Genomic DNA, 25,278 nt, shown 5'->3' on the forward strand with positions numbered 1-25,278 from the left:
AGGCCTCTCAACCTGTTGTGAGCCTGTCTAAGGAAATCAGCATGAAGCTGTCGAAGTGCATTGTAGTCGTTGATGATGAACGTTCCGTTCGCACGGGGCTGAGTAATTTACTTGAGTCTGATGGCTACAGTACGCAGGTATTTGAGTCGGCAGAAGCGCTGTTAAATGATGACGCCGCCATCCGGGATGCGGCGTTGTTTATTATTGATGTTGAACTTAAAGGCATGTCCGGCTTTGAACTCTTCAAAGCGCTGGGCGAACGGCTGGAAAAACCGCCGGGCATTATTATCTCCGGTAACGGCGATGACAATATGATGTGGTGCGCGATGACCCTCGGGGCGATTGCGTTTTTACCCAAGCCGATCAACATTGATACACTTTTTGAACATATTCATCAGACGTTTTCTCACCATGAGGGGGGCGAATGAGCAGTATGCTTCTGCTTTACCAGGCGGCCGAAATCGACAGTTTCCTGGTGTCAGATGAAATGACCCTTACTCCGCTCGCTCTGGAAGGGAACGTTGAATGGCTGGTGTGTCGCGATAACGCAACGGGCGAGGCCTTTACGCTGGCGATGCCCGCCTGCGAGGAAGCGGGGTATCAGATCACCCGCCGCCTGAAAAATGAATACGCCCTGCGTGACACCCTGTCTGAACGCTGGGCGCTGAAACCGCTCGGCTATACCCAGTTTCAGGGACGTTACGCGCTGATGTATCCGGCGTTCAGCTGGCGCACCCTTTCCGACACCCTCTGTCTGCCCACCGGTTCGCTGGTTGATTTCCTCCGGCAGGCGATCCTGCTGACGTCCACCCTCAGCCAGATGCATCAAAGTGGTCTGGTGCACGGCGACATCAAACCCGCCAATTTCTTCATTATGGATGAGGAGCGTTATCTGCTCGGCGGTTTTGGTCTGACTACCGACGCCCAGGCGCAGCAGTCCCGGCTGCCGGTGACAGGCGGCACCCTGGCCTATATGTCGCCGGAGCATACCTCACGCACCGCCGATCCGGTGAGCAGCCTGAGTGACTTATACAGCCTCGGCATCGTACTTTATGAACTGCTGACCGGGCGTTTACCCTACGGCAATCTCGACGGCGGCCAGGCGGAGTGGGTGCATCATCACATCGCCTCCGAACCCCTGCCGCCGCACCGGTTGCGCAAGGACGTGCCCGTGGTGCTGTCGGCCATCATTATGCGTTTGTTAGCCAAGTCTCCGGACACCCGTTATCAGACGGCGGAAGGACTGCTGGCGGATCTCTATCGCTGCCAGTCGAACCTGATGCCGGACGGGCTGCTCAGTTCGTTCTCGCTGGGGCAGCAGGATACGCGCCGCAGCGGGCTGACGTCGGATGCGCTCTGCTCTGAACATCCGCAGGCGGCGGATATTCTTTCCGCTTATGACGAAGTGCACAGCAGCGGCAAACACGCGCTGGTGGTGATCGCCGGGCCGCCGGGATCGGGTAAGTCCTCGCTGATGGCTTCAGCACTGAAGATCCTGCAACAGAAACAGACGCTGCTCACCGTCGTGAAGGCAGATCAGCACTCCCCGGTTTTACCCTACGCCATTTTCACCGCCGCATTCAGAACCATCGCGCTGCATCTGCTTGGCCTGCCCGCCATGGAGATGCAGCGCTGGAAAACGCATATTCAGCGACTGCTGGGCGATTACGCGGGTCTGGCGATCAGCATTATTCCTGAGCTCGGCGTATTGCTCGGGCAAAAGGCGGCCTTGCTTACCGATGTGCACTCGCTGGATGAGCGGGACAAATTCAACTGCATGGCCTGCAACCTGGTGAAAGCCTTTGCGACGCCGGGCAGACCGCTGGTCATGCTGATCGACGACGTGCACTGGGCGGATCAGGCGACCTTCCAGGTTTTACAGAATCTGTTAAGCCTTAGCGATGATATTCCGCTGCTACTGGTGCTGTCGCACCGGGACGAAGCCTCGATGCCCTGTCCGATTGCCAGCGCCAATCTGGCGCGCATTCGCGCGGCGGCCTCGCGCATTATCGACATCACGCCGGAGCCGCTGTCGGTCAAAAATATTGCCCGTCTGCTGGCGGGGCAGTTCCATGCCAGAACCGCCGAAACCACCGAGCTGGCGGCGCTCCTGCATGAGAAAACCGGCGGCAACCCGCAGTTCACCCATGAACTGTTCCGTCAGGCGGTGAAGGACGGGCTAATCAGCTGGCAGAAACCGATGAAGTGGACCTGGGATCGCCATGCGATCATGGCATTCCATTATTCCGATAATGTCGCCTCGGGCATCGTCGCCAGACTGGAAAACTTACCGTCGCAGGCCCGGCAGTTGCTGGGACGGCTCGCCTGTATCGGCGGGGCAGGCGACACCATGCTGGCCGCGCACATCCTTAACCTGTCGGTCGCCGAACTGGTCGCCCGTCTGACGCCCGCCGCCACGGCGCGATTCATTTCCCTGACCGATAAAAAATACGCCTTTATGCACACCAGCGTGCTGGAAGCGGCAGCCGGGCTGATCCCGACGGATGAGAAAGACAGCCTGCACCTCTTCGCGGCCAGCGCGCTGGCAGAAATGGCGGGCAATGCCATCTCCAGTGAGCCGCTGTTCAGGGCGGTGCATCACATCGGGGCGATCAAGAATTATGCCCTGCTGCGCCCTGACGCCGACGCCTTCGCGGCGCTGATCCTGAAAGCGGTGAAACGCGCCAAAGTCACCGGCGATTACGCCTCGGCGCTGCGTTTTCTGCACACCGCCCACCATCTGAATGCGCTGGTCAGCGGCGACACCCGCGCCATGTTTATGCTGGAGGAAGCCGAATGCGAATTCCTCAACGGTAACCTCTGTGCGGCCCGTGAACTATGCGCCACGCTGCTCGGCGCGCCGGGCGATCTGGCGGATAAAGCCATCGCCGCCTGTCTGATGGCGGAGATCCATATGCGTCAGTCAGACAGCCAGCTGGCGCTGGAAACGGCAATCGCCTGGCTGGCGGTGTTCGGCATCAAGTTGAACCTCCATCCTGACAAACAGGAGTGCGATACGGCGCGTCAGGCCCTGAAAGCGGATGTGGGCAAAAACCCCTACAGCCGTTTCAGAAACCTGACAAAAGTGACCTGCCGCGAAACCGAAGCGGTAATGAATTTAATGGCCAGCGCCAGCACCTATGCGGCCTTTATCAGCCCGCGTTTGCAGTTCATGATCCTCTGCAAACTGCTGCATCTGACGCTGGCCCGCGGTATCAGCGGCGCCTCGACCTTCGCGCTCTCCTGGTATGGCGTGCTGTGTGGCGATCATTACGATGAGTACAGCCGGGGATTTGCCAGCACGCTGCTGGCCCGTCAGCTGGTGTATAAACACGATTTTGCCAGCTATAAAGCGCGCACGCTGCTGCCGCTTGACCAGGTGAGCATCTGGACGATGCCGGTGACTTACGCCATTGAGCAGGCAAAAGCGACCTTCGACGTGGCGGTGGAAGTTGGCGATCGCACCACCGCCTGCCTCGCGTTGCGCCATGTGGTGATGAACTATCTGGCGCGCGGCGATCACCTGGACGGCGTGCTGACCTCTATCGAGCGCGGCCTGAGCTACGTGCGCAAGGCGCAATATCGCGACGTCGAAGTGATCCTGCTGATGCAGCGTGATTACGTTCAGTTCCTGCGTCAGCCTTGCAGCGAAGGATTTTCCGGTCATCGCTTCACGCCGCCGGAGCTGCACGTTGTGCAGTCGGGTAGCGCCGTGGAGCCCATCTTCCTGATGCAGTTCTGGTCCGGGTTGTATAAAGGCAAAGCGCACTTCTTAGCCGGTGAATATGATTGCGCGAGCCGCTGCTTTGCTGAGATTGCCGCTCTGACTGGGCTGATCCCCGGGCATACCCATATGCTCGATTTCCATCTCTACAGCGCTTTAACTCTGTCGGTGCCCCTGTCGCCGACAGCGGTGACGGATGACGTGCTGGAAAGATTTAACCGACATCTGGACAAAATCACCACCTGGTGCGTGGAGAATACGAAAACCTTCTCCGATAAAGCGGCGCTGTTGCAGGCGGAGCTGCTGCGGCTGAAAGGCGACGCGACCGGCGCGGCCGAAAAATATGAGTCCGCGCTGGCGCTGGCGCGCGACGGACAGTTCCATCACATTCAGGCGCTGGCCTGTGAACTGGCCGCCCGCCTTGCCACCACCACCGGCATGCGCTTTGCCGCGGAAGCCTACATAAAAGGCGCAATCAGCGCGTGGGAACGCTGGGGCGCGGGCGCTAAAGTACGTCAGCTGGAGAGCCGCTATCCCCATCTCACCACCCAGGGCACGCAGACGGCGCTGGATACGCTCGCTTTCGAGCAGAACGCCGAGATAAGCGACCTCCAGAGTATGGTGACCGCGATCCGCGCCCTGACGGAGGAGATCAATCTTAACCGCCTGATCAACACACTGATGATGATGCTGGTGGAACGGGCCGGGGCGCAGCACTGTCTGCTGATCCGTCTGATCGACGGCAATATTCCCGAGATCCAGGCGCGGGCGACCACTACCGCCGAAGGCATCAAAGTGAGCATTGTGAAAGAAACGCCGCTGGCCACCGATTTGCCGCTCTCCGTACTGGCGGCGGTGATCCGCACCGGGCAGGAGATCCGCACCGGCAAACCGGAAACCTTCAGCCCGTTCAGTCAGGACCATTATCTGGTGGCCTCAGGTGCGGCGGTGATGTGCGTACCGATGTTTAAACAGGCGCAAATGGTTGGCGTGCTGTATCTGGAAAACCGTCTGCTGCCGGATGTATTCACCGCCGAGCATTCGCGGATCGTCTCTATGCTGGGCGCGCAGGCGGCGGTATCGCTGGAAACGGCGCGACTGTACGCTGAACTGCTGGATGAAAACATCCAGCGCCGCAAGGTGGAAAAACAGCTGCGCGCCAGTCAGAAGTCGCTGATGTTAGGGGAAAAAATCAGTCATACCGGTACCTGGCACTGGCACCTTGAGCAGGACATCATGCTGCTGTCGGAGGAGTACACGCGTATCGTCGGCCTGCCGGATCATCAGGGCAGTTTGTCGATGGCCGATTTTATGACACGCGTACACCCGGATGATTTCAGCGTTATCAACGATCTGGTGACCATGAGCGTGCGCAATGGTCAGCCGATGCAGGCAGAGTTTCGTATTATCAGGCCGGACGGCGTGTGCCGCTACATCAAGGGCATCGGCGAGCCGGTAGAAAACTGGCCGGAAGTGAAAGAGTATTTCGGCACCATCACTGACATTACCGCTCAGCGTAACTCTGAAGACGCGGTGCGCATAGCTCAGGCCGATCTGGCGCGCGTGGCGCGGGCCACCACGGTAGGGCAACTGACGGCTTCTATCGCCCATGAGATCAACCAGCCGCTGATGTCCATCGTCGCCAATGCGGGCGCGGCACTGCGCTGGCTGAAGCGCGATCCACAGCATCTGGATAATGCGTGCAAAAGTATTAATGAGGTGATCAGCGAAGGAAACCGCGCCGGGGATATTATTCGCGGCTTACAGGCGCTGACCCGCAACCAGGAAGCGGAATTTGCCCAGGCCCGGCTGCATGGCCTGGCGCGTAATATTCACTCCCTGTCACGGCTGGAGATGGAGCGGCGTTTCATCTCGCTGGAGCTGGATTTCCGGGCGACCAATGACCGCATTTTCTGCGTCAGCGTGCAGATCCAGCAGGTGTTGCTCAATCTGGTGATCAATGCGATGGATGCGATGGCGGACAACATGGGCGTGCGCAGCCTGCGGCTGTCGTCTTCCCAGCCGGATCCTGCGACCATTCAGTTTGACGTCGCGGATAACGGCAGCGGCCTGACGGAGGCGCTTATCGAAAAGATTTTTGATTCGTTCTTTACCACCAAAGCCGAAGGTATGGGGATGGGGCTGACCATCAGCGCCGAGATCATCAAGCGGCACGGCGGCAAGCTGAAAGCCGCCAGCCGGGAGAGCGGCGGCAGCATTTTCTCTTTCACGCTGCCTGTGCAGCCGGAAGAGAGCGTTTGATCACCCTCAGCTGTGTTTATTATCGGGGTTAAGTTTTTCGGTGGCTTTGACCAGATCGGAAAGGGTGCGCACCTTCATCTTTTCCATCACGCGGCGTTTATGGACTTTGGCGGTGATTTCGCTGATGCCCATCTGCGCCGCAATTTGTTTGTTGAGTAATCCCGTCACCACCAGTTGCATCACTTCGTTTTCGCGCTGCGTCAGGGTGCGGGCGCGCGCCATCAGTTCACGTCGTTCTTCTGCGACGGCCATCTCCGCTTCAGAAAAGGCCAGCGCATCCGCCACCGCCAGCAGCAGCGGATCGGGCAACACGGGCTTGGTCAGAAACTCGTAAGCGCCTGCTTTCATGGCCTGTACGGTAACCGGGATGGTGCCGTAACCGGTCAGGAAAATAGCCGGAATGGCGTAGCCCAGCTCGCGCAGATTGCGCGTCACCTCAAGCCCGTTCATATCAGGCATATTCAAATCGACAATCAGGCAGCAGGGGGCAGGGTAGTGCGGATGGGACAAAAACGCCTGCGGTGAGGTAAAGGCTGAAACGGTATAACCTTCCGCGCTGAGAAGATTGCTTAACGATGAGATGACCGCTTGTTCATCATCAACCACATAAACGGTGCGTTCCAGAGAAGGAGTCGTCATAGGCTTTGCCGGATTTTGCTAACAAAATGTTAATATACCTGTTTAGCCGATTGTTTCTATCAAAACCTGCCCTGTTAACCGGTTCAGCACCCCGACAGCTGTAATTTAATACAATGCAACACATTGATATTGCTGCTCCCGCAGACTGACAGGCTGTCTATACTTAGACCGCGATATACTGACTGGAGGTAAAATGGAATATCTGTCCCGATTAAATATTGTCAATATACTGTTATCGACCACCTTCTGGATCAATGTGGCGATTGTCGTTGTCGTTACCCTGATCACTTATTACTTAATCAGGCGATTAATTTCATTTGCTTATAAGACAATCGAGAACTGGAATAACAAACATACTGATGGCGGTAATCTGCGGTATATCCTTTTTGATATGCTGAGAAAGACCAACCGGTTATTAATCCTGTTCGCGTCGTTCCTGTTCAGCCTGCGTTTTACCGCGCTGCCGGATCGCTTATTTTCCACCATTTCCCACGCCTGGTTTCTGGTCCTTGCGTTGCAGGTAGCAATCTGGCTCGATCAGGGCGTGCAGTCCTGGATGCATCGTTTACTCCATGCGCCGGGATCAAACCGTAACCCGGTCACCATGGTTATTCTGGGCATGATATTACGGGTGCTGGTCTGGTCGATGATGTTGCTGTCGATCCTCGCCAATGCGGGCGTCGATATCACCGCGCTGGTGGCCAGTCTTGGGGTGGGCGGTATTGCCATTGCGCTGGCGGTACAGACGGTGCTCAGCGATGTTTTTGCGTCACTGTCCATCGGCTTCGACAAGCCCTTTGAGATCGGCGATTTCATTGTTTTCAACGACGTTGCCGGTACCATTGAGCATATTGGCTTAAAAACCACCCGTATTCGTAGCCTCAGCGGCGAGCAGATCGTCTGCGCTAACGCCATCCTGTTGCAGCAGACCATCCACAACTACAAGCGAATGCAGACCCGCCGTATTGTGTTCAACTTTGGGGTGGCCAGTTCAACGCCGCCCGAAAAGCTGCGTATCATCGGCAAAATGGTCCAGGACATTATTGAGGATGTGGGCGAAACCAAGTTTGACCGTGCGCATTTTCTGGCATTTACCCAGGATCGCCTGAATTTTGAAGTGGTGCATATTGTTAATACCGCCGACTACAACAAGTATATGGATATTCAGCAGGAGATTAATATCCGTATTCTGGAAGGATTAATCGCAAATGATATTGAACTGGCGCTGCCGAATATGGTGGTCAGGACGCCGGATAATGGCGCGCAATCGACCGTTAATATGCCAATGACGGTACCGCAGCAAAGTAATTAATCCCACCAATATTGGTAGGCCCGCGTAAATTAGCGGGTCTGCCAGCGATGAAATTCGTATTTTCTTACTAAGATAATTCTCATAATCCTGTTATATGAACATTCATTAAGTTCGTACGTGATTTTTTACGGTAAATTCATGTAAAAATTTTTTGCAGAAATAATGCAACATATTTCACAACCAAGGATGTTCATTTTATGACCACGTTAAAGCCTGCCTTATTACTTTCGGTGTGTATTTTAACCGCCTGTGGCGGCGGTGGTGGTGGCGGTGGCGGTAGTGGCGATAAAACGCCGCCGACCACGACGCCGCCGGTGCAGACAGACAATGGTTCTGGCAATAACGCTGGCAATAACAATACCGGCACCACGCCGCAACCGCCTGCCAGCGCGCCGACAAGCCTGGCGACCGGGGGCACCCTGTCAGGCTATACCTACACCACGCCGCAGGGCCTTTCCTATACCATGCGCGGTACCGGTATCGAACCGGCCTATGTCTTTACTCAGTCGCTGACCAGTACTGACGGCACCCGTCATTCCGCCACCTCCTGGTGCTGCGGCCGTATGAGCTACACCACCTTTGGCACCTGGACTGACTTTAAAACGGGCAAGCATGACGTGTTCTACACGGGCGAGCCGACGCTGGCCGCCAACGTGCCCACGCAGGGTACAGCGACCTATGTCGGCAACGGCATGCGTGAAGACATTCGCAGCGATGCCACTTTCAACGTCGACTTTGCCGCGAAAACCATCAACGGCAACATTGCCGCAGGCGACGCCTTCGGCAGCGCTGTGGCGATGCAGGGCACCATTGCGGACGGCGGCTTCACCGGTAAGGCGCAGTCAGGCGGTCAGGACGGTACCTTCACCGGCCATTTCAATGGCCCTGCCGCGCAGGAGCTGGGCGGTCTTGCCAGCTTCGCCGACACCAGCAAAAACGTAGCTTTTGGCGCAACGCGTCAGTAACTCGCCTCCCGGCCAGCCTGGCTGGCCGGTTTTTCGTGATGGTATAAATCCCTATGAATGTCCTGCGTACAGGCGCAATAAGCCTGTTGTTTCCGCTCGGCGCCGCCTTAGCCGCACCGCCGGATACTGACGTCATTCCCGCTGCACCCCATTTTGATCGTCTGACACAGCAGGATAAAAGCGCCTCCGCCGCCGGAACCTTTATCTCTGTTAACAATGCGCAACTTGCTGAACAGCCTGAGCTGGCGACGGCGCTGCTCGATCAGGCCGTGCGCGAGGGCAAATGGCCGATGGTGGAAGCCATTCTGCCGGTGTATGAAGCGTCAGCCAGCGCCGATCCCACGCTGATCCGCTTTGCAAAGGCGGGGCTGGCCCGCAGCAAGGGCGATTACGATCAGGCTATCGCGCACTACCGCGCCATTCTGAGTGAACACCCTGAACTTGATGCGGTGCGGCTCGACATGGCCCGCGCCATGTTTGAAAACCACCAGTACGATACGGCGGAATACCAGTTTCGCCGCGTGCTGCAAAGCAATCCGCCGGAAAATATCCAGGCGATCATTGGCGTTTATATTGAGCGTATTCAGCAGGGCAGCGATCTGACCGGCAGGCTCAGCGTCAGCTATCTTAACGACAGCAATGTGAATAATGCCTCGACAAGTAAAACCATTCGCATCGGCGATCGGCTCTTTTTACGCAATAAAGACAGTTTCCCGCAGCGGGGAGAGGGCTTCTGGTTTAACGGCGCACTGCAAAAAGATGTCTCTTTGTATAACCAGCATGGCCTGCGCTTTATGGGCACAGTGAACGGCAAAAGCTACTGGAATAATCATGATTTCGATGATATTACCAGCCGCCTTTATGCCGGTTATCAGTGGCGGGATTATCGCCAGCAGTTCGCCCTGCTGCCTTTTTATGAAAAAAGATGGTACGGCACGGAAGCCTATTCTTCCGGCCCCGGCGTGCGGGCGGAATACAGCTACCTGCTTTCACCCGCATGGCAGATAAGTCAGGCGCTGGAATATCAAAAACTCCATTACGATGCCGACGAATACGGCTTTTTGCGCGGCTATAGCCGTTATTCTTCCACCACGCTGTCTCATGCTTTCAGTAATCTGGTGTCAGCCTATGCGGGCGTCGATATTCAGGATCAGCAAACCGCGGCAAAAAGCGAAACCAATCAGCGGACGGGCGTGCGGGGCGGGGTACAGGTGGACTTACCCTGGCAGATTTCGTTTTCCGCCTCCACGGCCTTCGCAAAACGTCATTACCAGGCCGACAGTGAAATATTCTCTACCCGCCGCAAAGACAATGAGCAGTATTATAATTTGTCGCTCTGGCACCGGGATCTCTATGTATTTGGCGTGATGCCGAAGCTGAATTTCAGCTATAAACGCGTCGACAGTAATATTAATTTCTACGACTACCATCAGCGCAATATCACGCTGTCGCTGGATAAAAACTTTTAGCGGCGTAATGGCGAAAAAAAACTGGCGATAATTCGCCAGTTTTTTTATTGCTGAAATAGCAGGAAGGACATTAACGCATGGTGACAAATTCTTCGGCGGCGGTCGGGTGGATCGCCACGGTATTGTCGAAATCTTTCTTGGTTGCGCCCATTTTCAGCGCCACGGCGAAGCCCTGTAAAATCTCGTCCATGCCGAAGCCAATGCCGTGAATGCCGACGATTTTCTCCTCCTCGCCCACACAGACCAGCTTCATACGGCATGGCTGACGGTGGGACGTTACCGCGGTATACATCGCCGTAAAGGACGATTTATACACTTTCACCGCCTCGTCGCCGTACTGCTCGCGCGCCTGCGGTTCGGTGAGGCCCACGGTGCCGATTGGCGGATGGCTGAACACCACGGTCGGGATATTGTTGTAATCCAGATGCTCGTCCGGCTTGTTGTTAAACAGGCGCTCGGACAGGCGACGACCCGCGGCCACGGCCACCGGCGTCAGTTCAACGGCACCGGTGTTATCGCCCACGGCATAAATCCCCGGTACAGTGGTATTCTGGAACTTATCCACGACAATATAGCCTTTTTCGTCGGTTTTCACGCCCGTTACCGCCAGGTTGAAATTGTCATTAGCCGGTTCGCGGCCAATCGCCCAGATCAGGCAATCGACGGTTTCACTGCGGCCATCTTCCAGCGTCAGCAGCAGGCTGCCATCGGCATTTTTCACCACCGACTTCGGCACCGCGTGGGTGTGAAGCGTCGGGCCGTCGGCCGCCATCGCTTCCACCAGGGTTTCGCTCAGCATGGGATCAAAACTGCGCAGCGGCGTGTGTTTACGCACGAACAGATGCGTCTGCGCGCCAAGGCCGTTGATGACGCCAGCCAGTTCAACCGCGATGTACCCTGCGCCCACCACTGCCACGCGCTGCGGCATGGCCGGTAATTCGAAGAAGCCATCGGAGTCGATCCCGTATTCTGCGCCCGGAATATCCGGATGGCTCGGACGGCCGCCGGTGGCGATCAGAATATGGTCAGCAGTGATGGTTTCGCCGTTCACTTCCACGGTATGGGCGTCAACGAAACGCGCAAAGCCGCGGATCACGTCAACATGATTTTTACCCAGCACGTTGTCATAGGAGTTGTGGATGCGATCGATATAGGCAGTACGGCTGGCGACCAGTTTGTTCCAGTCGAAGTGATTGATGGTGGTATCAAAGCCGTAGTCAGGGCCATAAAGCTCGATTGCCTCGCGGATCTGCGCCGCATGCCACATCACTTTTTTCGGCACGCAACCGACGTTAACGCAGGTGCCGCCCAGCGCTTTGGCTTCAATCAGCGCACATTTCTGGCCGTACATGGCCGCTCTGTTGATCGAGGCGATGCCGCCGCTGCCGCCGCCAATGGCGAGATAATCATAATGCTTAGTCATGACCGTTCCTTAATAGAGTCGCATTTGAGCGCAGTGTAACGCGCGGCTTAAAAGGTTCCACCGATGGTTGCGATTACTCCGGCACCACCCAGTTCACCAGCGTATGCCCCGTACCGGCTGGCACCAGTTTGCTGTGCAGCCATGGCAGCACGTTTTGCATCTGTTGCTCCAGCTTCCACGGCGGGTTAATCACAATCATGCCGGAGGCGGTCATGCCGCGCTGATCGCTGTCCGGGCGCACCGCCAGCTCGATTTGCAGAATGCGGCGAATGCCGGTGGCTTCCAGCTCTTTCAACATACGTTTGATTTGCGCGCGCATCACCACCGGATACCACAGGGCGTAAGTGCCGGTCGCAAAACGTTTGTAGCCTTCGCTGATGCCCTGCACCACCGCCTGATAATCGGTTTTTATTTCGTACGGCGGATCGATGAGGATCAGGCCACGGCGGGACGGCGGCGGCAGTTTCGATTTCAGCTGTTGATAGCCGTCGCCACGCGCCACGGTAGCACGGGCATCTTTCTGAAATTCCGAACGCAGCAGCGGGTAGTCGCTTGGGTGCAGCTCGGTTAATTGCAGCGTGTCCTGCTCGCGCAGCAGCTGGCGGGCAATCAGCGGGGAGCCGGGGTAATAACGCAGCGTGCCGCTACGGTTAAAATGGTTCAGCACGGTGATGTAGGGCGTCAGCTCTTCCGGCAGATCGTCCTGCTGCCAGATACGGGCGATACCTTCGAGGTATTCCCCGGTGCGCTCAGCGTGTTCGCTGGCGAGCTGATAACGACCCGCGCCAGCATGGGTGTCCAGATAGAGAAAAGGCTTCTCTTTTTCTTTCAGCGATTCAATGATCAGGCTTTGAACGGTATGTTTAAGGACGTCGGCATGATTGCCGGCGTGAAAGCTGTGACGATAACTGAGCATGTAGCGCGTTCCAATGACCTGAAAAGAAGTATGCCGACAGTATACCGAAAAGTGGCCGCCACCGCGAAAGCGCAACGTCCGGCATTGAAATTAACTACACTAAACCCCATACCAGACCTTATCGGAAAAAGCGCTGATCGGGCGCTTAACTTATTTATTAACCAGGACAGCGCTTATGACCAATCCATTACTGACGCCTTTCGAACTGCCGCCGTTTTCCGCCATCAAACCTGAGCACGTCGTACCCGCCGTCACCAAAGCGCTGGACGACTGCCGCGAGGCGGTAGAGCGCGTGGTGGCGCAGGGCGCGCCTTATACCTGGGATAACCTTTGCCAGCCGCTGGCGGAAGTGGATGACCGTCTGGGCCGTCTGTTTTCTCCCGTCAGCCACCTGAATTCTGTTAAAAACAGTCCGGAACTGCGCGAAGCCTACGAGCAGACGCTGCCGCTGCTGTCTGAATACAGTACCTGGGTCGGTCAGCACGAAGGGCTGTACCAGGCGTACCGCAATTTGCGCGATGGCGACGCGTATAACGAACTGGATGTGGCGAAGAAAAAAGCCGTCGATAACGCGCTGCGTGATTTTGAACTCTCCGGCATTGGCCTGCCGAAAGAGAAACAAAAACGCTATGGCGAGATCGCCGCCCGCCTGTCCGAACTCGGCAACCAGTACAGCAACAACGTGCTGGATGCGACCATGGGCTGGTCGAAACTCGTCACCAACGAAGCTGAACTGTCCGGCATGCCCGAAAGCGCGCTGGCCGCCGCCAAAGCGCAGGCCGAAGCCAAAGAGCAGGAAGGCTGGCTGTTAACCCTGGATATTCCAAGCTATCTGCCGGTAATGACTTACTGCGACAATCAGGCGCTGCGTGAAGATATGTACCGCGCCTACAGCACCCGCGCCTCCGATCAGGGGCCGAATGCCGGTAAATGGGATAACAGCCCGGTAATGGCGGAGATCCTCGCCCTGCGTCACGAACTGGCGCAACTGCTGGGCTTCGACAGCTACGCGCACAAATCGCTGGCCACCAAAATGGCGCAAAGCCCGACCCAGGTGCTGGATTTCTTAACCGATCTGGCACGCCGCGCCCGTCCGCAGGGTGAACGTGAACTCGCCCAGCTGCGTACCTTCGCCAAAGAAGAGTGCGGTGTGGATGACCTTCAGCCGTGGGATATTGCCTACTACAGCGAAAAACAGAAACAGCATCTGTACAGCATCAGCGACGAACAGCTGCGCCCGTACTTCCCGGAAGAAAAAGCGGTTAACGGCCTGTTTGAAGTGGTGAAACGCATTTATGGCATCACCGCCAGAGAGCGTAAGGACATTGACGTTTATCACCCGGACGTGCGTTTCTTCGAGCTTTATGACGAGAGCAATGAACTGCGCGGCAGCTTCTACCTCGATCTGTATGCCCGTGAAAACAAACGCGGCGGGGCGTGGATGGACGATTGCGTGGGTCAGATGCGTAAAGCGGACGGCTCGCTGCAAAAACCGGTCGCCTATCTCACCTGTAACTTTAACCGCCCGGTGAACGGCAAACCGGCGCTGTTTACCCACGATGAAGTGACCACCCTGTTCCACGAATTCGGACACGGTCTGCACCATATGCTGACGCGTATCGAAGCCGCAGGCGTTTCGGGTATCAGCGGTGTGCCGTGGGATGCGGTCGAGCTGCCAAGCCAGTTTATGGAAAACTGGTGCTGGGAGCCGGAAGCGCTGGCGTTTATCTCCGGTCACTACGAAACGGGCGAGCCGCTGCCGGAAGCGCTGCTGGAAAAAATGCTCGCCGCCAAGAACTATCAGGCCGCGCTCTTTATCCTGCGCCAGCTGGAGTTCGGCCTGTTCGACTTCCGCCTGCATGCAGAATTCAGCCCGGAGCAGGGGGCGAAAGTCCTCGAAACCCTGGCGGAAATTAAAAAACAGGTCGCCGTGATCCCGGGGCCGACCTGGGGCCGTTTCCCGCATGCCTTCAGCCATATCTTTGCCGGTGGCTATGCGGCAGGTTACTACAGCTACCTGTGGGCCGACGTGCTGGCGGCGGACGCCTATTCCCGCTTCGAAGAAGAGGGGATCTTCAACCGCGAAACCGGCCAGTCGTTCCTGGATAACATCCTGACGCGCGGCGGTTCCGAAGAGCCAATGGAGCTGTTCAAACGCTTCCGTGGCCGCGAGCCGCAGCTGGACGCCATGCTGGCGCATTACGGCATCGAAGGCTGACAACAGCGTGAAAATTTGTTTGTCAGATGAATCAGGCACCGGAGACGGTGCCTTATCTGTTCTTGCGGCCCGCTGGGCGCTGGAGCATGACGCGGATAACCTGATGGCGCTGGTGCTCACCCCGACGCATCTTGAGCTGCGTAAACGCGATGAGCCAAAGCTCGGCGGCATCTTTGTCGATTTTGTCGAAGGGGCGATGGCACACCGGCGCAAATTCGGCGGCGGACGTGGCGAAGCGGTGGCGAAAGCAGTCGGCGTTAAGGGCGGTTATCTGCCGGACGTGGTGGATGCGACCGCAGGCTTAGGCCGCGATGCCTTTGTGCTGGCGTCCATTGGCTGTCGGGTGCGCATGCTGGAACGCAATCCGGTGGTGGCGGCGCTGCTGGACGATGGTCTGGCGCGTGGCTATGCGGATGCGGAAATCGGCCCCTGGCTGCGGGAGCGTTTACAGCTGATCCACGCTTCGAGCCTGACCGGGCTTGATGAGATCACGCCGCGCCCGCAGGTGGTCTATCTCGATCCGATGTTTCCCCATAAGCAGAAAAGCGCGCTGGTGAAAAAAGAGATGCGGGTATTTCAGTCGCTGGTGGGGCCGGATCTGGATGCAGACGGGCTGCTGGAACCTGCGCGGCGGCTGGCGACCAAACGCGTGGTGGTGAAGCGCCCGGACTATGCGCCGCCGCTGGCGGGCGTCGCCACGCCAAACGCGGTGGTCACCAAGGGCCACCGGTTTGATATTTACGCCGGAACGCCGGAGAAATTCCTCTCTCCCGCAGGGAGAGAGGGTATCTGAACCTTACTCGTCTTCTTCGTCGCGCAGCGGCACGATCAGCATATCAACGTGAACGGTGTTGATCAGCTGGCGCGCGGAGGACATCAGTTTGCTCCAGAAATCCTGGTGATGGCCGCAGACCACCAGGTCCATATCGTATTTCTTAATCGCATCGACCAGCACCTGACCTAAATCGCCGCTGCCGCTCAGGGTTTCGGTGATCGGATAGCCCGCGTTGGTGGACAGCTCGGTCAGCGCGTGATGCGTCTCTTCGGAGATGCGCTTCTGCATATCGCCAAGATTCACATCGATAAGGCCGGTATAAAGATCGGAGTAGTTAACATCAACATGGATCAGCGAAACCTTCGCGTTGTAAGGGCGCGCCATGGATACCGCTTTCTCGACCAGAACTTTGCTTTCCGGGGAGAGATCGACTGCGATCAGGATATGTGTGTAAGCCATAATGTTACTCCTTCCATAAGTTGTCGATGACCAGTGGGTTAGCAGCTCATCCTGCGTTGTGCTGTGTCCCGCGTCCTGCATACTATTTGCGCGGGGAATGCCCGGCCTTAAGAGTATAATTGTAGTAGATATTTCTACCTTATAACGCACGATCTCTGCCGTCAATCCGCCTGGCTCACGCTTTACTGCAACAAATAATCGATTTGCAGACCATGATTACGATTAACCTTGTGGTAAAAAAATTAACGGATCTCCTACACTATTTAATGAACCGTCCGGATAAATAAATGTGATCCCGCTCGGTTTCTGGTAACACTCTTCACTGAACTGTTTTCGCTGAGTATCGGGGAGCGAGAGTCCCGGGGGATTTCTCCGTGGGCGGATCGCCGGGGAGGGGGTATGGTCAGCACCGTCGCGCTGTTTTGGGCTTTGTGTGTCGTTTGTGTGGTGAATATGGCGCGTTACTTCTCATCATTACGCGCATTGTTAGTGGTACTTCGTGGTTGCGATCCGTTGCTCTATCAATATGTGGATGGCGGAGGATTTTTTACCTCGCACGGACAGCCCAGTAAGCAGATGCGCCTGGTGTGGTATATCTACCAGCAACGTTATCTGGACCATCATGATGATGAGTTTATTCGCCGCTGCCAGCGGGTTCGTCAGCATTTTATTTTAACCAGCGCGCTGTGTGGCCTGGTGGTGGTTAGCCTGATCGCCCTCATGATCTGGCACTGAGCATAAAAAAAGCGGGCCAGTAAACTGACCCGCTTTGTATGCTTCCTGCCCGCGCTTAAATCAGTTTCAGCGCGATCCAGTACAGTCCGCCGGACAAAATAATCGACGCCGGTAAGGTGAATACCCAGGCCATTAAAATGTTGGTCACGGTTTTTCTTTGCAGGCCGCCGCCGTCCACAATCATCGTACCCGCCACGGAAGAGGAGAGCACGTGCGTGGTGGAAACTGGCATCCCGGTATAGCTTGCCAGACCAATGGAGACCGCTGCGGTCATCTGCGCCGACATCCCCTGTGCGTAGGTCATGCCTTTCTTACCAATCTTCTCACCGATGGTGGTCGCCACACGACGCCAGCCCACCATAGTGCCCAGACCCAGCGCCAGCGCAACGGCCATGATGATCCAGACCGGCGCGTATTCGATGGTGCTCAGCATATCGCCTTTCAGCTTCTTCAGCAGACGCTGGTCTTCAGCGCTGACATCCGGCTGTTTGGCCACTTTGTCGGTAATATCAGAGATACACAGCAAAATGCGACGCAGCTGGCCGCGCTGTTCTACCGGCAGTTTGTCGTAGCTTTCGATATTGGTCAGCATTGCTTTAGCGCGGTCCAGCGCGTTAATGGCGCGGCCCGGATGGCAATGGAACTCGTTCGGTTTGGACGCCACTTCTTCCGGCGTCGGGATCAGCGGGTCCACACCGGTGGCTTTTTGCAGCAGCGCAGGATGCTGCTGGAAGTAGGTCTCGACGTTATTTACCGCGTCACGGGTACGGGTGATGTCATAACCGGAGGCGTTCATGTTCACCACAAAGCCCGCTGGCGCTACGCCGATCAGAACCAGCATGATCAGGCCGATACCTTTCTGACCATCGTTAGCGCCGTGAGAAAAACTCACGCCGATAGCGGACAGGATCAGGGCAATACGCGTCCAGAATGGCGGCTTTTTCTTGCCGTCTTTCTTTTCACGCTCTGCCGGAGTCATATGAATGCGGTCGCGTTTTTTGCTGCCGTTCCAGAAACGACGCAGCAAAAATACCAGCCCGCCTGCGAACACCAGGCCAACGATAGGCGAGATGATCAGCGAGCCGAAGATATTGATAACTTTAGGAATGTTAAGCGCGTCCACCACAGAAGAGCCGGTCATCAGCGCATTGGTTAAACCAATACCGATAATCGCGCCAATCAGGGTGTGAGAGCTGGAGGCCGGCAGACCCAGGTACCAGGTGCCGAGGTTCCAGATAATCGCCGCCGTTAACATTGAGAACACCATGGCGAGGCCATGCGCCGAGCTGACGTTGAGCAGAAGATCCGTTGGCAGCATATGCACAATCGCATAGGCCACGCTCAGTCCACCCAGCAGAACGCCGAAAAAGTTGAACACCGCAGCCATAATGACCGCGAGTTGAGAACGCATCGCACGGGTATAGATAACCGTTGCCACCGCGTTCGCCGTGTCATGGAAGCCATTGATGGCTTCGTAAAACAGGACAAAGACCAGAGCAAGAAGAAGTAATAACCCGGTATGTAAATCCAGGCCGGCAAATAAATGTAGCATATACGTTACGCCATTTTGAGGTCATGAACGCGGCGCATTATCGTGGACAACCGCGGTGCGGGGAAAGTGAAATATAGACTTTTTTTGATAATTTTCCTTAGGTTGTAAAAGCGTAAAAACAATTATCTTTTATTTTTCAAATAGCTGTCATCGAATTGACATATTTTTGCTGGTGCGACCAGCGGCGAAAATTTACAATTCGCCGCTCATTAATCAAGAGGATCGTCGTGTGGAAAGGTTTGATGCCATCGTAATTGGCGCCGGAGCGGCCGGAATGTTTTGCGCCGCGCAGGCCGGACAGGCAGGTAAGCGCGTCCTGTTACTCGATAACGGTAAAAAACCGGGCCGTAAGATCCTGATGTCTGGCGGGGGCCGCTGTAACTTTACTAACCTTTATGTCGACCCTGCGGCTTATCTGAGCCAGAACCCGCATTTTTGTAAATCTGCCCTCGCACGTTATACCCAGTGGGATTTTATCGATCTGGTCGGCAGACACGGTATCGCGTGGCATGAGAAGACCCTCGGACAGCTGTTCTGCGACGATTCCGCCCAGCAGATCGTTGATATGCTGGTGGCAGAATGTACAGCGGGAAAAGTAGTGATGCGACTGCGCACTGAGGTGCTTGAGGTGGCCCGCGATGACGACGGTTATACGCTGACGCTGAACGGCGATACCGTCAGCGCCGACAAACTGGTGATCGCCAGCGGCGGCCTTTCCATGCCGGGCCTTGGCGCAACGCCCTTCGGCTATAAAATTGCCGAACAGTTTGGCCTTAAAGTGCTGCCGACACGGGCAGGCCTGGTGCCTTTCACGTTGCATAAACCATTACTGGAGCAGTTACAAACGCTTTCCGGCGTGTCGGTGCCCGCAGTGATCGAGGCGGAATACGGCACGGTATTCCGTGAAAACCTGCTCTTCACCCATCGCGGTCTGTCCGGCCCGGCGATCCTGCAAATTTCCAACTACTGGCAGCCGGGTGAATTCGTCACCATTAATTTGCTGCCGGAATGCGATCCTGAAAGCGTCCTCAATGAGCAGCGGGCGGCACATCCGAACCAGAGCCTGAAAAACACGCTGGCGATGCACCTGCCGAAGCGACTGGTGGAGTGCTTACAGTCGCTGGGACAGATCCCGGATGTGACCCTGAAGCAGCTTAACCCACGCGACCAGCAGGCGCTTATTGAAACGCTGACCCGGTGGAGGGTGCAGCCAAACGGTACCGAAGGCTACCGCACGGCGGAAGTGACCCTCGGCGGCGTGGATACCCATGAGCTGTCGTCACGCACCATGGAAGCGCGTAATGTGCCTGGACTGTATTTTATTGGCGAGGTGATGGATGTCACCGGCTGGCTGGGCGGCTATAACTTCCAGTGGGCCTGGGCCAGCGCCTGGGCGTGTGCGCAGGCACTCAGCGATAAATAAATTTTGATAGACTCAAAATATTTTTAGCAAATAGCCCGATAAGAATCGGGCTATTTTATTTCTCCGCTTTTCCGCAGCCATTAATTATATAAGCGTTCACTGCTAACTAATTTATAAAATTAAAGTTATTGAGCGTTATGCCGTTATCCATTCTATACCTCCCCTACCTGAGTCATATTTATCATGCTATGGAAAACCACCCAGGGTCGTTTTAGCCTGCTTCTTGTTGGATTTTTCTTTATTTTAGTGCTGGTTACGTTTTTCGTGATTAAGCATTTTGTCTCGCCGCAAATTGTCGCCACGGAAACGGAACTGGTTCGTCATACCGTTGCCCTGCAAAGTAACGCTATTAAAGAACAAATGAACCGCGTGAAAGCGCAGCAAAAAACCATCACTGAACTTGTCGGCACCCTCGACAGTGCGCAGATCGATCAACTGCTGCCAAATCTGGTAAACCAGTATGGCGATCAGAATGTGTTCGGCGGCGGTATCTGGCCATTACCCCGTCTGCGCGATCCTGAGCGCGAGAAGTTCAGCACCTTCTTTGCCCGCGATGCCGGTGGAGTACTGCAGGTCAATACCGTGTGGAACCAGCCGGAAGCAGACAAATACTGGGAACAGCCCTGGTATAAAGACGGCCTGAACGCCGCCAAAGGCGAATGTGCCTGGGCGCGTGCTTATCAGGATGCTGCCAGCCCACAGCCGCGGACTAACTGCGCCATGGCGATATGGCGTGACGGTAAACCCTGGGGCGTGGCGACCATTGACGTGACGCTCGGCTTTTTCAATCAGCTGGCCGCAGACATGAGTAAAGCGGTTGAGGGTAACGTTCTGATTATTGAGCAGGACGGAAAAATCGTCGGTAATGGCGCTTCCACAGAAGGCGGCAAGGCGCTGAATAATTTACGTGACCTTAATCTGCCATCTTCTCAGGCATTATTGTCGCTGCTGAATACCGGCCAACAAAAGTCTTATGAAGGAAAGTATTCTGGATCGGACGGTGAGCACGCGTTATTTGTGCTGCCCATTGAAGGCAGCCCCTGGTTCCTGGCCGTCGATCTGCCAGCCAGTAAGCTGGAGCAGGCATCGAATTCTATTCTGACCAAATTAACTATTGTTCAGTTAACGCTGGGGATCGTCTTAATCCTCGTCTTAATGATTTTTGTGCGCAACATATTCAGAAACGTCAGCCTGTTAAATAACAATATCCAGGCACTGTCCAGAGGTGGCGCTGACCTGACCCAACGCTTAACCGAGAGTAAAAGCCCGGAATTTAACGCTATCATTCAGAACTTCAATGCCTTTATTACCTATTTGCAGGAATTAATGCAGCAGGTAGGGCAAAGCGCGCAGGCGATCTCTTCGGCATCGCGCCAGATCGCTGGCGGCAACCGCGATCTGTCAGCCCGTACCGAAGATCAGTCATCGTCGATTGTGGAAACCGCAGCCTCGATGGAAGAGCTGACCAGCACGGTACGCCAGAACGCCGATAACGCGCAGGCAGCAAACAAGCTCTCCAGCCAGGTATCGGGCGCCGCGCGGGAAGGGGCCTCGGTGGTGAACGAGGTGGTCAGCACGATGAGCAGAATTAATGACTCATCCGTGAAGATTGTCGACATCATCAGCGTCATTGACGGTATTTCGTTCCAGACCAATATCCTGGCGCTCAACGCGGCGGTTGAAGCGGCGCGTGCCGGTGAAAACGGACGCGGCTTCGCGGTGGTCGCGGGGGAAGTGCGCTCCCTGGCACAGCGCAGCGCTACCTCAGCGCAGGAGATCAAAAAGTTGATCGAAGAATCTGTTGCGAATATCGAGCAGGGCGGAAGTCTGGTCAGGCAGGCCGGCGTCACCATGAACGGCCTGGTGGAAAAAGTGGAGAGCGTAACCACCTTAATCTCTGAGATCAGCTCGGCGAGCAACGAGCAAAGTAAGGGTATCGATCAGATTAATATGGCGATTAACCAGCTCGACAGCACCACCCAGCAAAACGCAGCGCTGGTGCAGGAAGTGGCCGCTGCGGCACAGTCCATGGAAGAGCAGACCGTTCAGCTGGAAAAAATTGTTACCAGCTTCAAAATTTAAGACCTGTATGTCCAGCGGTGCTCAGTCGGGCACCGCTGGCTGCATATCAAACAATATCATCCACCACGCCGCCGTCCACGCGCAGTGCAGCGCCTGATGTCGCTGACGCCTGGGTCGAACAGACATAGACCACCATATTAGCGACCTCTTCGACCGTGGCCGCGCGCTGGATCACTGAACTCGGGCGGTTCGCCATCACGAACTCTGTCGCCAGTGTTTCCAGTGATTTACCGGTGCGCTCCATCTCGTCTTTCATCATGGCGGCGAAGCCGTCTGACATGGTCGGACCCGGCAGCACGCTGTTGACCGTTACGCCGCTACCGGCGACAAATTTTGCCAGCCCGCGGGCAAGCGAGAGCTGCGCGGTTTTGGTCACGCCATAGTGGATCATGTCCGACGGGATATTGAGCGCCGATTCAGAGGAGATAAACACCACCCGACCCCAGCGTTTTTGCACCATGCCAGGCAATAATGCACGGGCGAGGCGAACGCCGGACATAACGTTGGTCTGCCAGTAGTTTTCCCAGGTGTCGTCATCGGTGGAGTAGAAATCCTGCGGGCCATAAATCCCGGCATTGTTTACCAGAATATCCACGCCGGAAGCCGCCCGCAGCACCGATTCCACTCCTTCCGGCGTACTGAGATCGGCAATGGCCGCACGCACCGCCACGCCCGGCACCACCTGCTGGAGATGCTGAATACCCTGATTTACCGAACTTTCGCTGCGGCCATTCACGATCACTTCCGCACCGCTCTCTGCCAGGCCGCGGGCGATAGCAAAGCCAATCCCGCCCGTGGAGGCGGTCACCAGCGCGAGTTTTCCCGTTAAATCAATTTTCATGGTCTGCTCCCGGTCATTATTGATGATTCTTCAGACCGTTAAGCGTAGCAGTTGCGTGGCGCAAGATGAGTTATCCCTAGCCAGGCAGCCGACTTTTAGGACGGCCAGGCCCCAGCAGGATCGCCAGCTTGCTGCCGCCTTTGGTGGTCTCCATCCAGATCTTACAGACGCTGGTGAGCGGCACAGAGAGCAGCATTCCCACCGGGCCGAGCAGCCATCCCCAGATCAGTAAGGATAAAAATACCACCATGGTCGACATGCCCAGACGGTGGCCCATCATGCGCGGCTCCACCATATTCCCCAGCACCATGTGCACGACCAGGAAGAGGATCCCCACCATCATAAACTCGTAAAAGCCGTTGAACAGGAAGGCCTGGATCATCGGCGGGATGGCCGAGATCACCGAGCCGATGTTAGGCACATAGTTAAGTAAAAATGCCAGCACGCCCCACATCAGCGCAAACTGGACGCCTAACAGCATGAGGCCCAGCCAGATGATGGCCCCGGTCCACAGGCTGATCAGTGTTTTCAGCGCCAGGTAGTGCGACACACCTTTTAAGGCGCGGTGTAGCCCGGCGATATGGATCTGTGGATTGTTCAGCGCAAAGCGCAGTTTGTACGGCAGATGGCGCACTTCAAACAGCATAAACACCACGGTCATCACCAGCAGCACAATGCTCGCCATAGCGTTCGACAGGCCGGTCATCAGCAGGGTGGCGAAGGCCATCATTTTGTCGGAGTCCATGCGCTGTAACATGCGCTCCGGCGACATGTGCAGATGCAGGAACGGCATCATGTCCTGTAACTGCAGAACCTTACGCGTTAATTCCTTATTGTATTTGGGCAGCATGGTGATGAATTCATTAAATGACGCCGCCAGCACGCCAAACAGCGCGGTCAGCACGATCATCATGACAACCACCACAATGGTGATCGCGACCGGTCGCTTCACGCCGCGACGCAAAAACCAGGTCACCAGCGGATTAAGCACGATGGCGAAAAACAACGCCATTAATAACTGAACAATAATGTCGGCGGCGGCATGGATGCCCGCCAGAATAATAACCAGAGCGGCTAATTTCAGGAGGATATGCAAGCCCGCTTTATCGGGCTGGGGGGTGATCATAGTGAATTCCTTTTTTCGCTGTGCCCGCTAAGTGTAGTGCGTTAGCGGGGCTTCGTATGACGTGCATTATCTGAATCTGCTGCTGATTTTCAGCCGTCATCATGATAATAGTGAAACACTGTTGTAAAAAATGTGGTGAGTTCCATGCCTGAACCCGTTGCCGAACCGGCGCTGAACGGATTGCGCCTCAACCTGCGCATTATCTCTGTCGTTATTTTTAACTTCGCCAGTTATCTGACTATCGGCCTGCCGCTGGCAGTGTTGCCCGGCTATGTCCATGATGTGATGGGATTTAGCGCCTTCTGGGCGGGACTGGTGATCAGCCTGCAATATTTTGCCACCCTGGTGAGTCGTCCTCATGCCGGGCGTTACGCCGATCTGTTCGGCCCGAAAAAGATTGTCGTCTTCGGTCTGTGCGGCTGCGTGCTGAGCGGCCTGTTTTATCTGCTGGCGGGGCTGAGCGCCGCCACGCCGGTGGTCTGTTTATTGCTGCTGTGCCTGGGCCGGGTGATCCTCGGCATCGGGCAGAGTTTTGCCGGGACCGGGGCTACGCTGTGGGGCGTCGGCGTGGTGGGATCGCTGCATATCGGAAAAGTGATTTCGTGGAACGGTATTGCGTCTTACGGGGCGATGGCGATTGGCGCGCCGCTGGGGGTGCTCTGCTACCACTACACCGGGCTGACGGGGCTGGCGGCCATTATCATGGCGGTGGCGGTAACGGCGCTACTGTTTGCCCTGAGCCGTCCGGCGGTGAAGGTCAGCAAAGGCAAGCCGCTGCCGTTTCGCGCCGTGCTGGGGCGGGTCTGGCTGTACGGCATGGCGCTGGCGCTCGGCTCTGCCGGTTTTGGCGTCATCGCCACCTTTATCACCCTGTTTTACGACGCCCGTGGCTGGGATGGCGCGGCCTTCGCCTTAACGCTGTTCAGCTGTGCCTTTGTCGGCACACGGCTGTTTTTCCCCAATACCGTTAACCGCGTCGGCGGGCTGAACGTGGCGATGGTCTGTTTCGTGGTGGAAACCCTCGGCCTGGTACTGGTGGGGCTGGCTGTCGATCCCTGGATGGCAAAAATCGGTGTACTGCTGGCGGGGGCGGGTTTTTCGCTGGTCTTCCCGGCGCTGGGCGTGGTGGCAGTGAAGGCCGTGCCGCAACAGAATCAGGGCGCGGCGCTGGCGACCTATACGGTATTTATGGATCTTTCGCTGGGGGTGACAGGACCGGCGGCCGGGCTGTTGATGGCATGGGCGGGCGTATCGGTGATCTATCTGGCGGCTGCGGGGCTGGTGGCGGTGGCGCTGTTGCTGGCATGGCGGTTAAAAAAACGGCCTCCTGTGGAGACCGTTGTTTAACTATGCCTGT

Annotated in this window: 18 protein-coding genes; 11 read left to right on the forward strand and 7 right to left on the reverse strand. The window is 56.2% G+C overall.

All coding sequences use genetic code 11. From position 1 onward, the window contains the following. Positions 1 to 41 precede the first annotated feature (41 nt). Together ACQUTD_RS10840 and ACQUTD_RS10845 are read left to right on the forward strand one after the other, a co-directional pair. On the forward strand, positions 42 to 428 hold the full coding sequence (locus tag ACQUTD_RS10840) for a response regulator (protein ID WP_318377214.1): 387 nt from the start codon (positions 42 to 44) through the stop codon (positions 426 to 428). Next, positions 425 to 5,986, forward strand: coding sequence for an ATP-binding protein (locus ACQUTD_RS10845; RefSeq protein ID WP_473275171.1), 5,562 nt, complete (start codon positions 425 to 427; stop codon positions 5,984 to 5,986). The genes ACQUTD_RS10840 and ACQUTD_RS10845 overlap by 4 nt, the downstream gene beginning before the upstream one ends. 6 nt (positions 5,987 to 5,992) lie before the next feature. Here the strand turns inward: ACQUTD_RS10845 and ACQUTD_RS10850 are convergent, their stop codons facing one another. Then, positions 5,993 to 6,610, reverse strand: a complete 618-nt coding sequence (locus ACQUTD_RS10850; RefSeq protein ID WP_473275544.1) for a response regulator — start codon at positions 6,608 to 6,610, stop codon at positions 5,993 to 5,995. Between the two features lie 208 nt (positions 6,611 to 6,818). Here ACQUTD_RS10850 and ACQUTD_RS10855 point away from each other — a divergent pair, with 208 nt between their 5' ends. The 3 genes from ACQUTD_RS10855 to ACQUTD_RS10865 all read left to right on the forward strand — a co-directional run bounded on the left by ACQUTD_RS10855 (position 6,819) and on the right by ACQUTD_RS10865 (position 10,371). After that, positions 6,819 to 7,937, forward strand: coding sequence for a mechanosensitive ion channel family protein (locus tag ACQUTD_RS10855; RefSeq protein ID WP_318362604.1), 1,119 nt, complete (start codon positions 6,819 to 6,821; stop codon positions 7,935 to 7,937). A 197-nt stretch (positions 7,938 to 8,134) separates the two neighbouring features. Continuing rightward, positions 8,135 to 8,902 carry a Slam-dependent surface lipoprotein gene (locus ACQUTD_RS10860; RefSeq protein WP_318362605.1) on the forward strand — a complete coding sequence of 256 codons (768 nt, stop codon included), beginning with the start codon at positions 8,135 to 8,137 and terminating at the stop codon, positions 8,900 to 8,902. A 53-nt stretch (positions 8,903 to 8,955) separates the two neighbouring features. Further along, a complete protein-coding gene (locus tag ACQUTD_RS10865; protein ID WP_318362606.1) occupies positions 8,956 to 10,371 on the forward strand; it encodes a surface lipoprotein assembly modifier in 1,416 nt (471 codons plus the stop codon). 70 nt (positions 10,372 to 10,441) lie between these two features. On the opposite strand, the gene gorA is transcribed toward ACQUTD_RS10865, so the two are convergent. Then, a complete protein-coding gene (gene gorA / locus ACQUTD_RS10870) occupies positions 10,442 to 11,794 on the reverse strand; it encodes a glutathione-disulfide reductase (protein ID WP_473275166.1) in 1,353 nt (450 codons plus the stop codon). Between the two features lie 73 nt (positions 11,795 to 11,867). After that, on the reverse strand, positions 11,868 to 12,710 hold the full coding sequence (locus tag ACQUTD_RS10875; protein ID WP_072571136.1) for a 23S rRNA (adenine(2030)-N(6))-methyltransferase RlmJ: 843 nt from the start codon (positions 12,708 to 12,710) through the stop codon (positions 11,868 to 11,870). A gap of 175 nt (positions 12,711 to 12,885) precedes the next feature. Here ACQUTD_RS10875 and prlC point away from each other — a divergent pair, with 175 nt between their 5' ends. Both prlC and rsmJ read left to right on the forward strand, forming a co-directional pair. Continuing rightward, complete coding sequence (prlC, locus tag ACQUTD_RS10880) at positions 12,886 to 14,928, forward strand: oligopeptidase A (RefSeq protein ID WP_473275163.1); 2,043 nt, start codon at positions 12,886 to 12,888, stop codon at positions 14,926 to 14,928. A gap of 7 nt (positions 14,929 to 14,935) precedes the next feature. After that, entirely contained in the window at positions 14,936 to 15,721 is a 786-nt protein-coding gene (gene rsmJ / locus ACQUTD_RS10885; protein WP_473275161.1) for a 16S rRNA (guanine(1516)-N(2))-methyltransferase RsmJ, read from the forward strand. A 3-nt stretch (positions 15,722 to 15,724) separates the two neighbouring features. Here the strand turns inward: rsmJ and uspA are convergent, their stop codons facing one another. Next, positions 15,725 to 16,162 carry a universal stress protein UspA gene (gene uspA, locus ACQUTD_RS10890; RefSeq protein WP_072571139.1) on the reverse strand — a complete coding sequence of 146 codons (438 nt, stop codon included), beginning with the start codon at positions 16,160 to 16,162 and terminating at the stop codon, positions 15,725 to 15,727. A 399-nt stretch (positions 16,163 to 16,561) separates the two neighbouring features. On the opposite strand from uspA, the gene uspB reads away from it, so the two are divergent. After that, complete coding sequence (uspB, locus tag ACQUTD_RS10895; protein WP_072571140.1) at positions 16,562 to 16,897, forward strand: universal stress protein UspB; 336 nt, start codon at positions 16,562 to 16,564, stop codon at positions 16,895 to 16,897. A 55-nt stretch (positions 16,898 to 16,952) separates the two neighbouring features. Here uspB and pitA read toward each other — a convergent pair whose 3' ends face one another. Then, a complete protein-coding gene (gene pitA / locus ACQUTD_RS10900; RefSeq protein WP_072571141.1) occupies positions 16,953 to 18,449 on the reverse strand; it encodes an inorganic phosphate transporter PitA in 1,497 nt (498 codons plus the stop codon). 229 nt (positions 18,450 to 18,678) lie between these two features. Here pitA and ACQUTD_RS10905 point away from each other — a divergent pair, with 229 nt between their 5' ends. Together ACQUTD_RS10905 and ACQUTD_RS10910 are read left to right on the forward strand one after the other, a co-directional pair. Continuing rightward, complete coding sequence (locus tag ACQUTD_RS10905) at positions 18,679 to 19,872, forward strand: aminoacetone oxidase family FAD-binding enzyme (protein ID WP_473275157.1); 1,194 nt, start codon at positions 18,679 to 18,681, stop codon at positions 19,870 to 19,872. A 183-nt stretch (positions 19,873 to 20,055) separates the two neighbouring features. Next, on the forward strand, positions 20,056 to 21,954 hold the full coding sequence (locus ACQUTD_RS10910) for a methyl-accepting chemotaxis protein (RefSeq protein ID WP_473275155.1): 1,899 nt from the start codon (positions 20,056 to 20,058) through the stop codon (positions 21,952 to 21,954). A gap of 46 nt (positions 21,955 to 22,000) precedes the next feature. Here the strand turns inward: ACQUTD_RS10910 and ACQUTD_RS10915 are convergent, their stop codons facing one another. Together ACQUTD_RS10915 and ACQUTD_RS10920 are read right to left on the reverse strand one after the other, a co-directional pair. Next, positions 22,001 to 22,795: an SDR family NAD(P)-dependent oxidoreductase gene (locus tag ACQUTD_RS10915; RefSeq protein WP_318362612.1), complete on the reverse strand. Its 795-nt coding sequence runs from the start codon at positions 22,793 to 22,795 to the stop codon at positions 22,001 to 22,003. Positions 22,796 to 22,871: 76 nt separating this feature from the next. Further along, positions 22,872 to 23,921, reverse strand: coding sequence for an AI-2E family transporter (locus ACQUTD_RS10920; protein WP_072571169.1), 1,050 nt, complete (start codon positions 23,919 to 23,921; stop codon positions 22,872 to 22,874). Positions 23,922 to 24,065: 144 nt separating this feature from the next. Between ACQUTD_RS10920 and ACQUTD_RS10925 the strand changes: the two genes are divergently transcribed. Then, entirely contained in the window at positions 24,066 to 25,268 is a 1,203-nt protein-coding gene (locus tag ACQUTD_RS10925) for an MFS transporter (RefSeq protein WP_072571170.1), read from the forward strand. The last annotated feature ends 10 nt before the right edge of the window (positions 25,269 to 25,278 follow it).

This window comes from Enterobacter sp. K510, from assembly GCF_055804875.1.

Bases quoted from the DNA above. Each gene is read 5' to 3' on its own strand.
- ACQUTD_RS10915 (WP_318362612.1), bottom strand. From the start codon at position 22,795: ATGAAAATTGATTTAACGGGAAAACTCGCGCTGGTGACCGCCTCCACG.
- prlC (WP_473275163.1), top strand. From the start codon at position 12,886: ATGACCAATCCATTACTGACGCCTTTCGAACTGCCGCCGTTTTCCGCC.
- ACQUTD_RS10925 (WP_072571170.1), top strand. From the start codon at position 24,066: ATGCCTGAACCCGTTGCCGAACCGGCGCTGAACGGATTGCGCCTCAAC.
- ACQUTD_RS10840 (WP_318377214.1), top strand. From the start codon at position 42: ATGAAGCTGTCGAAGTGCATTGTAGTCGTTGATGATGAACGTTCCGTT.
- uspB (WP_072571140.1), top strand. From the start codon at position 16,562: ATGGTCAGCACCGTCGCGCTGTTTTGGGCTTTGTGTGTCGTTTGTGTG.
- ACQUTD_RS10875 (WP_072571136.1), bottom strand. From the start codon at position 12,710: ATGCTCAGTTATCGTCACAGCTTTCACGCCGGCAATCATGCCGACGTC.
- ACQUTD_RS10845 (WP_473275171.1), top strand. From the start codon at position 425: ATGAGCAGTATGCTTCTGCTTTACCAGGCGGCCGAAATCGACAGTTTC.
- pitA (WP_072571141.1), bottom strand. From the start codon at position 18,449: ATGCTACATTTATTTGCCGGCCTGGATTTACATACCGGGTTATTACTT.
- ACQUTD_RS10920 (WP_072571169.1), bottom strand. From the start codon at position 23,921: ATGATCACCCCCCAGCCCGATAAAGCGGGCTTGCATATCCTCCTGAAA.
- ACQUTD_RS10865 (WP_318362606.1), top strand. From the start codon at position 8,956: ATGAATGTCCTGCGTACAGGCGCAATAAGCCTGTTGTTTCCGCTCGGC.
- ACQUTD_RS10855 (WP_318362604.1), top strand. From the start codon at position 6,819: ATGGAATATCTGTCCCGATTAAATATTGTCAATATACTGTTATCGACC.
- gorA (WP_473275166.1), bottom strand. From the start codon at position 11,794: ATGACTAAGCATTATGATTATCTCGCCATTGGCGGCGGCAGCGGCGGC.
- uspA (WP_072571139.1), bottom strand. From the start codon at position 16,162: ATGGCTTACACACATATCCTGATCGCAGTCGATCTCTCCCCGGAAAGC.
- ACQUTD_RS10860 (WP_318362605.1), top strand. From the start codon at position 8,135: ATGACCACGTTAAAGCCTGCCTTATTACTTTCGGTGTGTATTTTAACC.
- ACQUTD_RS10910 (WP_473275155.1), top strand. From the start codon at position 20,056: ATGCTATGGAAAACCACCCAGGGTCGTTTTAGCCTGCTTCTTGTTGGA.